The sequence below is a fragment of the Streptomyces sp. NPDC002092 genome (assembly GCF_053593775.1).
The window spans coordinates 556,280-569,182 of record NZ_JBSFDG010000001.1 but is presented as its reverse complement, the minus strand read 5'-3'; the positions used below and the strand labels follow the sequence as shown (position 1 = coordinate 569,182).

Sequence of the window (12,903 nt, the reverse complement as noted above, 5' to 3'; positions counted from 1 at the left end):
TCGGGTGCGGGTGGTGGCGTGGTGCGGCAGGCGGGTGGGCGAGGCGGTCACGCGGCGAGCGCCGGCTCGGGTGTGGTGTGGCGTTCGATGGCTTCGCCGGTGATGGCTTCGACGAGGGCGCAGACCAAGATCTCGGCCATGTTGGGCGGGACGGCGTTGCCGTACTGGCGGACTCGTTCGCGCTTGGAGCCGAGGACGATGTACTCGTCGGCGAACGACATGGCGCGGCCGATCTCGTGCGGCTCCAACATCCGGAACAGCACGTCGTCGATGTCGACTTGGCCCTCGACGACCGCGATCCGCGGGTCCGGGGTGACGAGCCCGTGATGGTTGCCCGACGCCGTGACCGTTGCGAGCGCCTCGGAGACGGGCCGCGCGACGGAGCCGCCGCCGCGGAGTTCGGCGATGAACGGCAGCCACGCCAGCCCGGTCTCGTTGCGGGCCGTCTGCGTGCGCAACGGGGCGAGCACCGTGTTGGCTTCCTTCCCGTCGCGGCCTTCGACGGGAACCATCAGCGGCGGTATCTGCACCCGCCGGCTGTCGATGGGGTGGGCGAAGCGGGTGATGCCGGCCTGGATCCGCGCGAGGGTCTTGTCCGCGAGCGGCCGGGTACGGTCGCCGATGCGCTGGCCGGGCAGCGTCCAGTCGATGCAGGCGGCTGCGGGCAGGGTCTCGGGCTCCACGACCTGGTTCCGGCACGCCGCGTTCGGGCAGCGGTACACGTACTGCTGGCGGTAGCGGCCCATGTCGCGGCCGGGCCGTTTGAACACCTGCATGGCGTCGACGTGCTCGCCGCAGGTGTCGCACCAGGCGCGCGGGCGCAGCCACTTGTTCCAGTCCGGGGTACGGCCCAGGCTGCGATGCCAGTAGGCGACGAACAGCCGGTCGCGGGACTGCGGCGCCTGGTGCACCGACCGCGGCAGGGCGTGCATGGCGTTCAGCGCGATGATGCGGGTCTCATAGCCGAGCTTGTGGATCTCGCCGAGCCAGCGGTCCCACTGGTCCCAGTTGCGGACGTCGACGACGTTCTCGACGATCCCCGCCTTGACGAGCCCGCCCCGCTCGGCGACCCCGCGCAGGTACAGCGGGACTTCCTCCATGAGCGCCCGGGACTCTTCCTCCGCGGTCGGCTCCTCCTCGTCCTTCTCGTCGAGAAGGGAGAACAGGTCGTACTGCATGGTCTTGTCGAAGTCGCGCTGCTTGCCCTTCGCCACCGACCAGTTCGTGCACTCCGGGGACGCCCAGAAGATGTCGGTGACAGGCCAGTCCCAGACCGGGGCCTGGCGGATATCGCCCTGGTAGTGGTCCGTGTCGGGGAAGTTCGCGGCATGGGAGGCGATCGCCCGCTCCCAGTGGTTCGCAGCCCGGGTGACACGCACACCGGGGACGGCGTGGACGCCCTGGCTGGAGCCTCCGGCGCCACAGTTCCCGGTCCAGTGCACGAGCCCGTTGCGGCGGCAGAGCCAGGTGCCGTGCTCGACGGTGGGGCACCACACGATGCCGGTGTAGGTGGTCCACTCGGCGACGGCCTGCCGCAGCGGCTTGGCGGTGATCCGCTCGAGCAGGGATACCCGCCACATTGGGTAGGCGGCGCCCTTGTGCTGCATTTCCCAGCGGTGGATCGATGTCGCCCGTCCGGCGAGGATCGCAGCGAACTGGAACGCCTCGGCGCGGTCGCGCCGGTTCTGCGAGAGTGCCGAGTCTCGGGCGCCGTTGCGCACGCGGGTGTGCCCGTCGGCAAGCATCGACGTCTCCACCAGCAGGTCGAGCTGGTCCGCGGTGAGCGTGAGCAGCCAGCCCGGGTCAAGGACGTGGTCCGGAGCCGCGGCCAGGATGGGAGCAGCGGCAGCGACGTTGAGGCGCCAGTACCGGGTGCCCTCGTAGTCGGCAACGTTCCATGCCTGGCATCCAGCCGTGCGGCCGGCCCGGCCCATGGGCGGACCGTAGAGCGCCGTAAGCGCCTGAGTGATCCGCTCGCACTTCTGCGGGTTCACCGACGGCGACTGCGACAGGTGGATCCCGCCGTTCTCCCGGTAACTGCCCTCGGTCCAGGCCCAGCCGACGAGCTCGACGAGCGCGTCGTCGTGGACACGGCGCTGCGGGTGCTCGAACGGGGCGCTGCGGACAACGGACGACTCCAGCGTGAGCTGGTCGGAGGTGCGGATCTGCCACTGCTGTCGGCGTCCGGACGGCGTGCCGACCCGCTGCTGGACGGGCCACCGGTGGCCGACGGTCACCAGCGCGGACAGGGCCTTGCCCTCGATCCGCAGCATCTTCTCGTCGGTCAGCTCGAAGACGTTCATTCGCTGGACCGGCGCCCAGCGGGCCACGCCGTCGGCGGTGCTGAGGCTGGCGACCAGGTCCCCCACCGCGACCTGGTCGTAGCGCCGCCAACCGCGGGCGGTCAGGATCTCCGTCTCGGTATCGGCGCAGAACCAGTCCATGACGGTGAGCGCGTCGTTGTCGTGGCGGTACATCAGGCCGGGTCTCCTTGCGGGTGGTGGTGGGGTTGGGCGTTGGGGTTGGCGGTCATGCGGCGGCCCCGTCCTGGCGCTGGCGGGGCAGGGCGGCGAGTTCGCGGTGCCGTTCCTCGGCTGCCTCGGCGAGCACAGCGGCCAGCTGGTACACGGCCGCAAGGCCCTCGTCGTTGACGCTGGTCGCGCCGAGCAGGGCGCGCACCGCCGTGTAGGCGGCGAGGACGCTGAAGCCGCCGGGGCTGCGGGTGCAGGCGCGGTGAGTGCCACGGTCGAGCTGGCCGAGGGTGCGGCGCAGGGTTTCGAGGTTGGCGAGGCGGCGTCGGATGGTGGCCTCGGTGGGGGTGAAGGCCTGGATGGCTTCGGCGTGCGGATGGGCGGGGTCGACCTTCCATGCCTCGTCGCGAACCTGCTGGCGGTAGGCGTTGATGCGGTCCGTGGCGAGGGCGCGCATGGTCGGGTAGGCCGCGTTCCAGTGGTCGGCGATACGGGCGGCGACGGTGCTGTCGAGGCGGCCGTGGCTGCGGATCGTGGCGGTGGTGGTCATGGGGTCTCGGTCTCCTCGTCGTCGACGGTGCGGATGGGGGCGACTCGGCATTCGGAGTTGGTGAAACTGAGGCCGAATTCGCCGGAGCTGTAGGCGCGGCCTCCGGCGAGCGGGCCGCGGCAGGCCCGGCACTGGCCTGTGGTGATCCACCCGCCGGCCCGGCAGTCGGGGCAGATGGTGAACCAGCAGGTGCGTCCGCTGGACAACGACCACCTGGGGTGGCCTTCGTGGCGCCAGGACCGGACCCGGGCGGCGGCCCATGGCCTGTCGGCGAACTCGGGGTCTTTCCATGGGCTGTAGGGCTGCGGCGGGTGTCCGATGATCACGAGCTGTCCGCCGGTCCAGCGGCAGGTGCAGCGGAGCGGCTGATCGCAATCGCAGGCGAGCATCTCGCCGAACTCGACGGCCTTCTCGATGCGGGGAACCCCGGTGCCTTTGACCTCCAGCCAGCAGCCGATGTCGGGCAGGCGGAAGTCGGGTATGTACTTCGCCCCGGACGGGAGCGTGATCGTTTCGGGTTCGTACTCCCAGCGGACGCCGTGGGTGTCGAGGGTGGCGGCCCAGTCCGCTTCGAGCTTGGAGCGGAAGGTGATCCCGGCGTACCAACTGGGCAGCGCCTCGTGGGTCATGTCGCCCGCGAGCGCTCCGGGCAGGCCCGTCTCGTGCTGGGAGCGCACCCAGTACTGGTGGAGCCAGACGCCCCAGCTGTTGTCGTCCGGGACGGAGTTGACGATGTCTTCGATGGTCACCAGATCGCTCCCGTCTCGCTGTAGCCGGTGAACTGGTCGGCGTCGATGGGCTTGTAGGAGATCCAGGGCCACTTCTCGCCCTGCTTGATGAAGGCGGGCCAGTCGCGTTCGTCGCGGCTGCCGCGCCAGGGAACGACGCGCCGGCCGCGGGCGCCTTCGACGTTCTGGGCGGACTTGTCGTCCTCGACGGGGCGGAGTCCGAAGCCGAACTCGGGCCAGCGCATCCACAGCGAGGAGCCGAGGGGGCGCAGGGAGCGGGGCCCCATGCCGTTGCCGTGGGGGGCGTGGGCTTCCATGAGGACGGTGCAGCCGGCGGTGGCGCGGGCCTCGTCGATGACGACGGAGACCTTGCGGGCGAGCTCTTCGTCGTTGGGGTTGCCGGCGTGGAGCCGGTAAACGGGGCCGATGATCAGCACGTCGGGCTTGATCTTCTCGACGCGGCGCATCATCCAGGCCCGGTCGGAAGGGCGGGTGAGGTCGAGTCCGGACGGGCGGCACTCGATGTGGAACTGGCCGCGTTTGACTGGCTGCTCGAGGTTGTCGGCGGCGGCGAGGAGCGGACGGAACTTACGGCGGGAGGCGGCCTCGCCGTTCTCGCAGTCGAGGGTGAGGACGCGGACCGGGTCGATGACCTCCCAGGTGCGGAACGGGTGGATGCCAGCGGCGAGAGTGACGGACATCTGCCGCAACAGGGTCGACTTGCCGCCGCCTTCCGAGGCGGTGAGGATCAGCCGGTCCTGCCGTTCGAGGAGGCCGGGCACGACCCAGTCGTAGACGTCTTCCTTCTTGACGAAGTCGAGGATGTCCTCGACGGGGAGGTCTTCGGAAGCCATGCCGCGGTCGCGAAGGTCGCGGGCTTCGGCGACGAACTTCTCGATGAGTTCGCTGGTCTCGCCGGTGGTGGAGTAGCCCATCTGCACCATGCGGGTGGCGAGTTCGATGAGGGCGCGGCGGAGTCCGCGGTCCTGGACGATCCCGGCGTAGTACTCGCCGTTGGCGGCGGTGGGCACGGCGCGGACGAGTTCGTACAGGTAGGCGGTGCCGCCGACGCGCATGAGGTCGCCGGTGTCGGCAAGGTACTTGCCGAGGGTGATGTGGTCGACGGACAGGTTCCGTGAGTCCATGTGCAGGATCGCACTGAAGATCACCTGGTGGCGGGCCTGATAGAAGGCGGCGACGTCGACGGCGTCACGGACTTCCGTGAGCGCGGTCTTGGAGAGCAGGCACGCGCCGAGTGCGGACTGCTCGGCGTCGAAGTCCTGCGGTGGGATGCGCTCGAGCGGGATGTCCGCGTAGTCGGGCTCGAGGTCGGTGGTCACTTAGAAGATCCCCCTGTCTTCGGGGCTTTGGCCGGCGACGGGCCGGAGGTGGCGTGTGGGCTTTGCGGGCTGGCGGGGTGCGCCTGCGGGGACGGTCGGTATGCCGCGCCAGCCGGGGAGGAAGTAGCGGGCGAGCCGCGGGGTGCTGCGCGCGCGGTGCCAGGCTTCGACTGCGTCGGCTACGAGGACGTCGACCGGGATGCGCTTGATGATCGATTCGATCTGGAGCCATTCGTTGGCGGACAGCTCCCAGGAGACGTGGATCCCTGCTTGCTGCATGGCGGTCACGAGCGGCTGGCAGTTGACGGCGATCCGGGGTCCGTCCGGCTTCGAGCCGTCGGGCTGGCTAGCTGAAGAGGTAAAGGAACTCTTGTGGTCAGCTGCTGACCCAACTTGGTTCATCTGCTGACCCAACTCTGGGTCAGCTCCTGACCCAGAGTCCGGATTGTCTGGGTCATCAGGTGACCCAGCAGCTAGGTCAGGAGCTGACCCAGCCGGAACGTTCAATTTGTAGACATTCCGGGCCTTCTTGCGGACCTGGTCTTCCGGGCTCGGAGACGTGAAGGTGACCCACTTCTCCTCGTCGAGCGTCTTCCGGTGCGCGAGGAGCGACCCCTTCGACATGCCCGTCGCGGCCATGAGCGTCGACAGCGACGGCTGATAGCGGGCAGGGATCACGCCGGTCTCCGAATTGGCGAAGGTTGCGATGGTCAGCGCCAGCAAGCGCGACAGCGGCGGCAGGCTGCTCGCCTTGACTGCTCGCTCGAACTCGAACCTGCTGGGCATGGGAACTCTCTTTTCTCCGAGGGGTGTCTCTAGGGGTTGATCAGCTGTCTGGAGGCAGCCCTCATGGGGGCGGCGTGGCCCGTGGTGCTGGGGTTTCGCTCGCCCCCGAATTGTACAACGCGACGGACATTACAGCCACGCTTATGTGTATCCTGGTCGCATGAGCCAGACCGACGTGGAGCGAATGGGAGTCTCCGAGGCGCGCGCCAACCTCACCGAGGTCATCGCGAAGGTGCGCCTGCTCGGCCTGCAGGTCGTGCTCACCCGGCGCGAGAAGCCGCAGGCCGTCCTCGTGAGCCCCGAGTTCTACGAGCGCGCCCTCAATGACCGGGCCCGGCTGGCTTCCCTCGACAAGTAGTTGCTCCACGTCTCCTCCTTCCGTCTCCCTGGGCCCCGCTTGGCGGGGCCCTTCTCGTGCGCCCTAGGCGGCGAGCGCTGACTCGGTGGCGGCCGACTCGGGCTCGGGGTGCCGCAGCAGCTCCTGCTGGATGTGGTTGCGGGTGACGCCCAACCGTTCGGCGATCTGCTCGGTGTTGAGGCCGGAGACCCGCATGAGTTCGCGGGCGTCGGCGGCCAGGACGGCGCCGCGGTTGGAGGCGGCGGATTTGGCCTTGCCGATCTCCGACCAGCGCTCCGAGTGGGTGAGGTGGGCGCGCTCCTGCTTCCACTGCTCGTGGGCGGCTGTGCAGGGCGGGCAGACGGGGATGTTGTTGATGCTGTGGAGCCACCAGCCGCGGTCGCTGCCGCAGTGCCCGGTCCAGTCGGGCATGGCCGCGGGGTCGTCGATGTCGTCCCAGGCGCCGGGCGGTGCCCAACCGTTGGCGACGGCGTGGTTGCGGGTGCGGGTGGCGCTGCGGCCTGCCGGGGCGGGGGTGTCGTGGAGGTCCACGAACACCTTTGCGATCTTCTCGGCGAGGTGTTGCCGGACGGTGGGCTGCCCGCCGCCCCCGATCAGCTGGATGCGGACTTCGGCGCTGCCCGCGGCTTCGGCGATCACCTTGGCGGAGTAGCCGATGACGCGGAGGGCCCGAATGCGGCGGCACGTTCCGGTGGCGTCGAGGTATTTGCCGGGTGCGGGAGGTTCGGGGTGTACGGCGAGGATCTGGTTGAGGGTGCCGCGGCGGATCTGTGTGCGACGGCCGTCGGCGATGCGGTGCAGGTTGCCGGGCTCGCAGCCGGTAGCCGAGGCGATCTGCCCCCACGTCATGGTCTGCTTCAGCAGGGCGAGGCGTTCGCGGGCCGGGGTGGCGTCGATGAGCCCGGGCCGGCCGAGCTGCCGGTTGACGTTGTACTGCTTGCGGCTGCGGCGCATTGCCTGCCAGCAGGGGTCGCACTTGCAGGGTTCGCGGTAGCCGGGGGCACCGTTGCCGCGGGCGTAGGTGCCGTGGGCTGGCAGGGACTTGGTGGTCACTTCTCCCCCTTCCGGGCTTGGTTGATGGCGTCACGGAGTCGTTGGAGGTCTTCGCGGTCGCTGTAGATGGCGATGCAGTCGAGGAGGAGCCCGCTGTCGGTGCCGGGCTGCTGCTGTTCGGCGGACGGTTCGGCGAGGATCTGGTCGACGGTTCGGCTGGCGCGTCGGACGGCCCGCCGGATGGTGTAGGCGGCGAATGCGGCGGCGGCGATGGCGGCGGTGAGCCACCCCCAGTTGGCGGCCAGCCACGCGCCGACGGGCTGGAGGTTGGTGCTGGCGGTGAGCCAGGCGCCGTACAGGTCGGGGTTCACGTGCGCCTCCCGGGTGTACGGCGGACGATGAGCGCGTACACGACGGCGGCGACACCCACAGTGAGGGCCAGGCAGGCGAGGAAAACGGCGGCGGGGGCGGAGATCATGCGGCCCTCCCGTCGCGCTCGACGAGGCCGAGGACGATCGCGCTGGTGCACGGCCACGGGATGTGGACGGGTGTCATCTCGTCGACGCCGCGCCCGTACCAGACGCCCCATGCGGTGCAACGCTGGCAGACGGTGTCGGCGAGCGAGTTGAGGCTGATGCCCGTGATCGGCTCGTGGCCGAAGGTCTGGCCGTACAGCGGCGGGAACTCGCGCAACTCGGCCGGGACGCAGTGGAGGCAGGGCAGCCTGCCGTGCATCACGGCGTCCTGAACGTTGCTGCCGATGCGGTACGACCCGGCGGTGAAGCCGCCGCTGTAGCCGTGGTATTCGTCGCCGTCCCAGTCGTGCAGGTATTCGCCGCCGAGCATCTGCGGGCAGTCGTTGCTGGTGTGGTACTTCCTGCCGTGGGTGAGGTAGGCGACGGTGCCGCGCAGGAGCTCGCCTCGTGCGCACGGCTTGCAGATGTCCTCGACGCCATCCTCGACCGGGTTGAGCTCGTCGATGGGGAAGTAGCCGAAGCAGAGCTGGCACATGATGCGGCCGTCGGTGAGACGGTCGAGGCGGACGCGTTCGGTGCCGTCGCCGAGGGCAACGGTCAGGAAGTTGACGGGCTCGGTCATCACGCCGCCGCCTTCCGCTGCTCGATGCGGGCGGCGATGTCCTCAAGGCGTTCGGCGGACAGCCGGTACACCTTGATGGGCTTGCCGTGGGTGGACTCCGCGGTCGACGGTTCCTCGCCGACGATCAGCACCTGTCGTGGGTGGCGGCGGCGCACCAGCGAGTGGAAGAACAAGCCGGCCGCGCCGTGGGCGAGTTCGGGCAGGACGGCCCGCACGTCGTTCATCGAGAAGGGGCGGCCGTCGCCGCCGATCGCGTCGATGGCCTGGTTGAGGATCGCGGTGTCCCAGTCGGTGACGTTGGCGTACAGGGCGGCGAGGGTGGCGTTCGCCTGCTCGCGGGCCTGCTCGGGTGTGAGGGTCATGACACGGTCTCCTCGTCGTCTTCGTTGGCCTCGGCGGCGGCCTGGGCGCACCTGCTCTCGTCGTCGTCGAGGAAGTCGAGGTCGCAGCCGCTTCCGCAGTCGGGGCAGCCCCAGCCGTTGCAGCCGGGGGCGTCGCAGCCGGAGAAGTAGGCGTCCTGCTCGCAGTGCGGGCAGCCGCGCTGGTCGGGGACGACGTGGTCGGATGTGGGGTCGAGGATGCTGGCGACGACGTCGCGGTCCCCGAGGCGGACGGTGAACTCGATCTCTGCCATGGGTTCGTGGTCTCCTGGTGTTGCCGGGGCCGCTCGCAATTTGGGTGCGAGCGACCCCGGAGGCGGGCTAGAAAGGCGGGTCTGACGGGTCGCGGCCGAGGGTCAGCTCGGCGACGCGCTTCTCGATGTCGCTGGTGAGGTCGGCGCCTTCGTTCTTCAGGGCGAAGGCGAGGGTGCGGGCCACGCTCGGGCCGTCCGCGTCGCCGAGGAGCGCACGCGCGAGGCGGTCGGCGAGGACCAGGCGCACGGGCTCGGGGACGGCGTCGGTGATGTCGGGCGCCGTGGTCCATGGGTCGCGCTTGGGTGCTCCGGTCCATCCGCCGGTCGGTGTGAGGGGTGCCGGGGTCTTGTACGCGGACCGCGGGTCCCAGCCGTCGTCTTCGAGTCGGGCGTCGACGAGGTCGTCGACGTTGCAGTGGGCTTCGTCGAGGGCCTTGGTGAGGTCGATGGCCGCCTTCCAGCGGTCCGCCTCCCTGCTGGCCAGACCCTTGGCGATGTGCGTGGAGACGAGGGTGCGGGTGTCGTTGAAGCGGCGGCGCAGCGAGTGCAGCGCCTCCCGCAGGTCGGCGGTCGTGGCCGCCTGTTCCTCGTTGCGGGCGAGGGTGGCGTGGACCTGGGCTTCGGCGAGCAGGTGCGTGTTCCGCTCGGGAGTGCTGTCGTCCTCCCAGGCCATGAGCAGCCGACGCTCGGCCTCGGCGCGGTGGTCGATGCTCACGCGGCACCGCCCTTACTGCCGGGCTGGGCGACGTCCTGGCCAGCCCACGGGTCGTCGTCCGGCGGGGCCTGCCGCTTGCCGCCACCGTTCTTGCTGGTGATCTCGGCGCCGGTGATGCGGGCCTGCGGGAACGCCTCGTCGACTGCGATCTCGCGGCGCTGGATCGACTTGTGGGTGATGAGCAGTTGGGCGATGTCGGCGCCGTTCCACTGCTCACGCGGCCGGCCGAGCTTCTGCTCCAGGCGGTCGGCGTTGATGCCGAGCTGCTGGAACACCTTCACAGCACCGTCGATGCGCTCCGGGAGCGGCTTGCCGTCGCCCTTGGCGAGGGTCTCCCGGCACAGGTCTTCGGCCTCGTCGATGAAGAAATCCGGGATCACCGCGAAGATCGCCTCACGGAGGCGGCGGGCGCCGTTGTTGGCGTTGTTCTCGTAGATGTCCCTGAGGTCGATGAGGGCTTCGACCTTGCCCTTGGCGAACTTGGCGTGGGGGACGATGAAGGTGAGGACGTGCCGGGTGTTCGCCTCAACGTCCCACGCCCAGGCCTGCATCTCGGACTGCCGGTAGCTGTCGTCGCGGCGCATCTCGGAGACGCCGTACTGGATGTTCCCCCACGTCTGGGCGAGGGTCTTGGCGAGGTGGATGGTCGAGCCTTCGACGGCGCCGCCGGCCCGCGGGAAGCGGTAGAAGGCCTTCTCGGCGAGGGCCATGGAGCCGCAGGCGGCCTGCATGGTGGCGCGGGAGCGGCCGACGTCGCGGGGGAACTGGCGGGCCACGTAGATGGCGGCCTGAACCTCGGCGACGGCGCGGGACTGTTCGACGGCCGTGGACTGGCCGACGCGGTCCGGGCCCGCCGCTGAGGGCATCTGGGCGGGGAAGTTCACAGGTAGATCTCCTTGTCGCGGTTTTCGGCGTAGCCGGGCAGGGCGAGGTAGTTGGGGTTGTGGTCGGCGTAGCCGGGCCAGTAGCCGGAGGCGGTGCACTCGGCGAAGGTTTCGATGGCGCGGCGGTTCTTGGCGCCCGCGATGACGCGGGAGCCGAACTCGATGCCGATGACGTTGACGAGGTAGGGCGGCTTCTTCTCCTGAGCGATCAGGAGGAGTTCGGCGGTGTGGTCGCCGAGTCCGAGGGCTCGCGCGCCCATCTCGTACCAGTCGGCTTGCTGGTTGTAGCCGTACTTGTCGATGTCCTTCTGCATCGCGTCGTTGCTGGCGTCGGTGGTGGTCTTGTAGTCGGGGATGATCAGGCGGCCTTCCTGGTGGGAGGGCAGCCAGTCGAAGCGGACGCGGCAGCGGATGCCGGAGGCTTCGTCGATCCAGAAGCCGGACTGTTCGGGCGCTCCGTAGGCGGGTTCCAGCAGGGCGGAGGCGAGGGGGTGGCGGCGGATGGCCTCAGCCATGGCGTCGACCATGTCCATCTCGTGCTGCTTCAGCGGGATGGCGCCGCGGACGCGGGCTTCCGCCACCTCCGCCTTGGCGCCCTTCGTGTTCCAGGTGTCGTGCTCGATGACGACCAGCTCGGGCCCGTTGCCGAGCACCTTCTTGTGGGCGGCGTTGCCGTAGTCGAAGGTCTTGGTGGCCGGCTGCGGGTTGTCCTGCTCCCAGCGGAACTTGGCGGGGCAGGACGGCGGCAGCAGCTTGCGGGCTCCGGACGAGGACAGCGACGTCTTGTCCGCGTGGTACGCCTCGTTGGTCAAGTCCGTGTGCAGGCCCAGGGCGGGCGCCTCCACCTCCACCGCGGCGGTCATGCGGCCTGCTCCGCTCCGCGCAGTGCGCTGGCGACCTCGGGCTCGCAGTCCTCGCACAGGCGCACGGCGGGTACGAATGGCCCGGCGGTGTCGCCGCAGCGGGTGCACGCCAGTGGCGCGGCCTGTGGCGTGACCTGCTTTGTGGTGCTTTCGGTACTCATGTGACTCCGTTCAAGGTGTGTGGTGCCTCGGCCGACAGCCCCGACGGGGGGTGTGCGGGGCTGTCGGCCTCGGCTGCCGCGGAGCCTTGGGGGAAGGGCTCGACACGGCGTCTATGGGGTTGTGGCGTGGGCTACTTGAGGCGGACGGGCATGCACACGGCCCGGTAGGTGTCGTCGTCGACCGGCTCGATCAGGGCCGGCTTGGTGGGGGTGGTGAACCACAGCCGCACTTGGCCGTCGATCGGGGCGAGCAGGGAAGCCAGGAAGTGCGGGTTATAGGCGATGGAGAACCCGTCGAGGCCGTCGGCGTCGCAGTCGACACGGCTACTTCCGGAGGGCCCGCCGTGGCCGCCGCGCACCGTGGCGTGCCCGCTATCGAAGACGATCTGGATCGACTTGCCTTCGCCGTCGTTGACCAGGTCGGCCCGCTTCAGCGCGGCAGTGAGCTCGTCGGCGTCGAATGCTGCCGACCCCGAGGCGGCGTCCGTGTCGGGGAAGAGCTTGTCGAGTTCGGCGTATCCGGAGGCGATGGTGCGGCTCGTCACCGTCAGCGCGCCGGAGGCGATTGATGCGACTCCGCCGTCGACTCCCGGGAAGCCGAGGTGCACCCTGCCGCCCGCGGTCTGCTTCACGGTCGCGGCGAAGTCGGCTGCGGGGATGATGAGGTCGCCGGGCGTCTCAGTGTCCGGCTGCCAGCCGATGACGTGCCGGGCGATCCGGTACCCGTCGGAGGCTTCGACAGTGAACACGGCGCCGTTGGTGGAGGCGTGGACTCCGCCGAAGTGCAGGCGGCTGCCCACAGCTTCCTTGGGCCCCATAGCGACAGTGGCGGCGTGCCCGACCGCGTCGGCAAACAGGTCACCGTCGATGCTTCCGGCCACTCCGGGCGGCGTCGGCAGGGCCGGGTAGTCGCCGCGGTTCATGGTGGGCAGGGTGAATGTGGTCCCGGGCGCGGTGACCGTGACCTCCCGCTCGTCGGCGATCACATCCACCGGTCCAGCGGGGAGGGCCGCGGCGACGTCGGCGAGCAGCCGGCCAGACACCAGGGTCTCCCCCGATTCCAGGGCGTCGGCGTGCAGGACGGCGCGAGTGGACGTCTCCAGGTCGAACCCGGACAGCGTCACCTGCTCGGCTGAGGCCTCGATGAGGAGCCCGGCCAGCACCGCGTTGAGCGGATTGTTGGGCAGACGCCGGTGGGCGCGGCGTGCCGCTTCCGCCAACTCCTTCTGGTCGATGCGGAGTTTCACGCCGCCTCCGCCTCGGTGTCGTCGTTCTCGACGGCGGTGTCGTCGCCGTGGGGCTCGGGCTGGGCGTAGCCCTCG

The 12,903-nt window shown here is 69.8% G+C and carries 16 protein-coding genes; 1 reads left to right on the top strand and 15 read right to left on the bottom strand.

Annotated features, from left to right (window positions below; all coding sequences use genetic code 11):
• Positions 1-47 precede the first annotated feature (47 nt).
• From ACWCRD_RS02660 to ACWCRD_RS02640, 5 genes are read right to left on the bottom strand one after another with little or no spacing between them, the layout of a single operon-like run.
• Positions 48-2,477 carry a DNA cytosine methyltransferase gene (locus ACWCRD_RS02660; RefSeq protein ID WP_450964125.1) on the bottom strand — a complete coding sequence of 810 codons (2,430 nt, stop codon included), beginning with the start codon at positions 2,475-2,477 and terminating at the stop codon, positions 48-50.
• 52 nt (positions 2,478-2,529) lie between these two features.
• Entirely contained in the window at positions 2,530-3,021 is a 492-nt protein-coding gene (locus ACWCRD_RS02655; RefSeq protein ID WP_450964124.1) for a hypothetical protein, read from the bottom strand.
• Positions 3,018-3,770 carry a hypothetical protein gene (locus ACWCRD_RS02650; RefSeq protein WP_450964123.1) on the bottom strand — a complete coding sequence of 251 codons (753 nt, stop codon included), beginning with the start codon at positions 3,768-3,770 and terminating at the stop codon, positions 3,018-3,020. Before ACWCRD_RS02650 ends, ACWCRD_RS02655 begins: the two co-directional genes overlap by 4 nt.
• Entirely contained in the window at positions 3,767-5,089 is a 1,323-nt protein-coding gene (locus ACWCRD_RS02645; RefSeq protein ID WP_450964122.1) for a DnaB-like helicase N-terminal domain-containing protein, read from the bottom strand. The genes ACWCRD_RS02650 and ACWCRD_RS02645 overlap by 4 nt, the downstream gene beginning before the upstream one ends.
• Positions 5,090-5,875 (bottom strand): hypothetical protein, encoded by a 786-nt coding sequence (locus ACWCRD_RS02640; protein ID WP_450964121.1) that lies wholly within the window; start codon positions 5,873-5,875, stop codon positions 5,090-5,092.
• Positions 5,876-6,035: 160 nt separating this feature from the next.
• On the opposite strand from ACWCRD_RS02640, the gene ACWCRD_RS02635 reads away from it, so the two are divergent.
• Positions 6,036-6,233 (top strand): type II toxin-antitoxin system Phd/YefM family antitoxin, encoded by a 198-nt coding sequence (locus tag ACWCRD_RS02635; RefSeq protein WP_450964120.1) that lies wholly within the window; start codon positions 6,036-6,038, stop codon positions 6,231-6,233.
• A 63-nt stretch (positions 6,234-6,296) separates the two neighbouring features.
• Here ACWCRD_RS02635 and ACWCRD_RS02630 read toward each other — a convergent pair whose 3' ends face one another.
• The 10 genes from ACWCRD_RS02630 to dnaN form a co-directional block, all read right to left on the bottom strand.
• Positions 6,297-7,286 carry a hypothetical protein gene (locus tag ACWCRD_RS02630; protein WP_450964119.1) on the bottom strand — a complete coding sequence of 330 codons (990 nt, stop codon included), beginning with the start codon at positions 7,284-7,286 and terminating at the stop codon, positions 6,297-6,299.
• Complete coding sequence (locus tag ACWCRD_RS02625; RefSeq protein ID WP_450964118.1) at positions 7,283-7,597, bottom strand: hypothetical protein; 315 nt, start codon at positions 7,595-7,597, stop codon at positions 7,283-7,285. Before ACWCRD_RS02625 ends, ACWCRD_RS02630 begins: the two co-directional genes overlap by 4 nt.
• 103 nt (positions 7,598-7,700) lie before the next feature.
• Positions 7,701-8,324 (bottom strand): hypothetical protein, encoded by a 624-nt coding sequence (locus ACWCRD_RS02620; protein WP_450964117.1) that lies wholly within the window; start codon positions 8,322-8,324, stop codon positions 7,701-7,703.
• Positions 8,324-8,686 (bottom strand): hypothetical protein, encoded by a 363-nt coding sequence (locus ACWCRD_RS02615; RefSeq protein ID WP_450964116.1) that lies wholly within the window; start codon positions 8,684-8,686, stop codon positions 8,324-8,326. The genes ACWCRD_RS02620 and ACWCRD_RS02615 overlap by 1 nt, the downstream gene beginning before the upstream one ends.
• Positions 8,683-8,958, bottom strand: a complete 276-nt coding sequence (locus ACWCRD_RS02610) for a hypothetical protein (RefSeq protein ID WP_450964115.1) — start codon at positions 8,956-8,958, stop codon at positions 8,683-8,685. Before ACWCRD_RS02610 ends, ACWCRD_RS02615 begins: the two co-directional genes overlap by 4 nt.
• Positions 8,959-9,025: 67 nt before the next feature.
• Positions 9,026-9,673, bottom strand: a complete 648-nt coding sequence (locus ACWCRD_RS02605; protein WP_450964114.1) for a hypothetical protein — start codon at positions 9,671-9,673, stop codon at positions 9,026-9,028.
• Complete coding sequence (locus ACWCRD_RS02600; protein WP_450964113.1) at positions 9,670-10,557, bottom strand: hypothetical protein; 888 nt, start codon at positions 10,555-10,557, stop codon at positions 9,670-9,672. Before ACWCRD_RS02600 ends, ACWCRD_RS02605 begins: the two co-directional genes overlap by 4 nt.
• Positions 10,554-11,420 (bottom strand): PD-(D/E)XK nuclease-like domain-containing protein, encoded by an 867-nt coding sequence (locus ACWCRD_RS02595; protein ID WP_450964112.1) that lies wholly within the window; start codon positions 11,418-11,420, stop codon positions 10,554-10,556. Before ACWCRD_RS02595 ends, ACWCRD_RS02600 begins: the two co-directional genes overlap by 4 nt.
• A complete protein-coding gene (locus ACWCRD_RS02590) occupies positions 11,417-11,581 on the bottom strand; it encodes a hypothetical protein (protein WP_450964111.1) in 165 nt (54 codons plus the stop codon). Before ACWCRD_RS02590 ends, ACWCRD_RS02595 begins: the two co-directional genes overlap by 4 nt.
• Before the next feature lie 131 nt (positions 11,582-11,712).
• Positions 11,713-12,828, bottom strand: coding sequence for a DNA polymerase III subunit beta (gene dnaN / locus ACWCRD_RS02585; protein ID WP_450964110.1), 1,116 nt, complete (start codon positions 12,826-12,828; stop codon positions 11,713-11,715).
• Between the last annotated feature and the right edge of the window lie 75 nt (positions 12,829-12,903).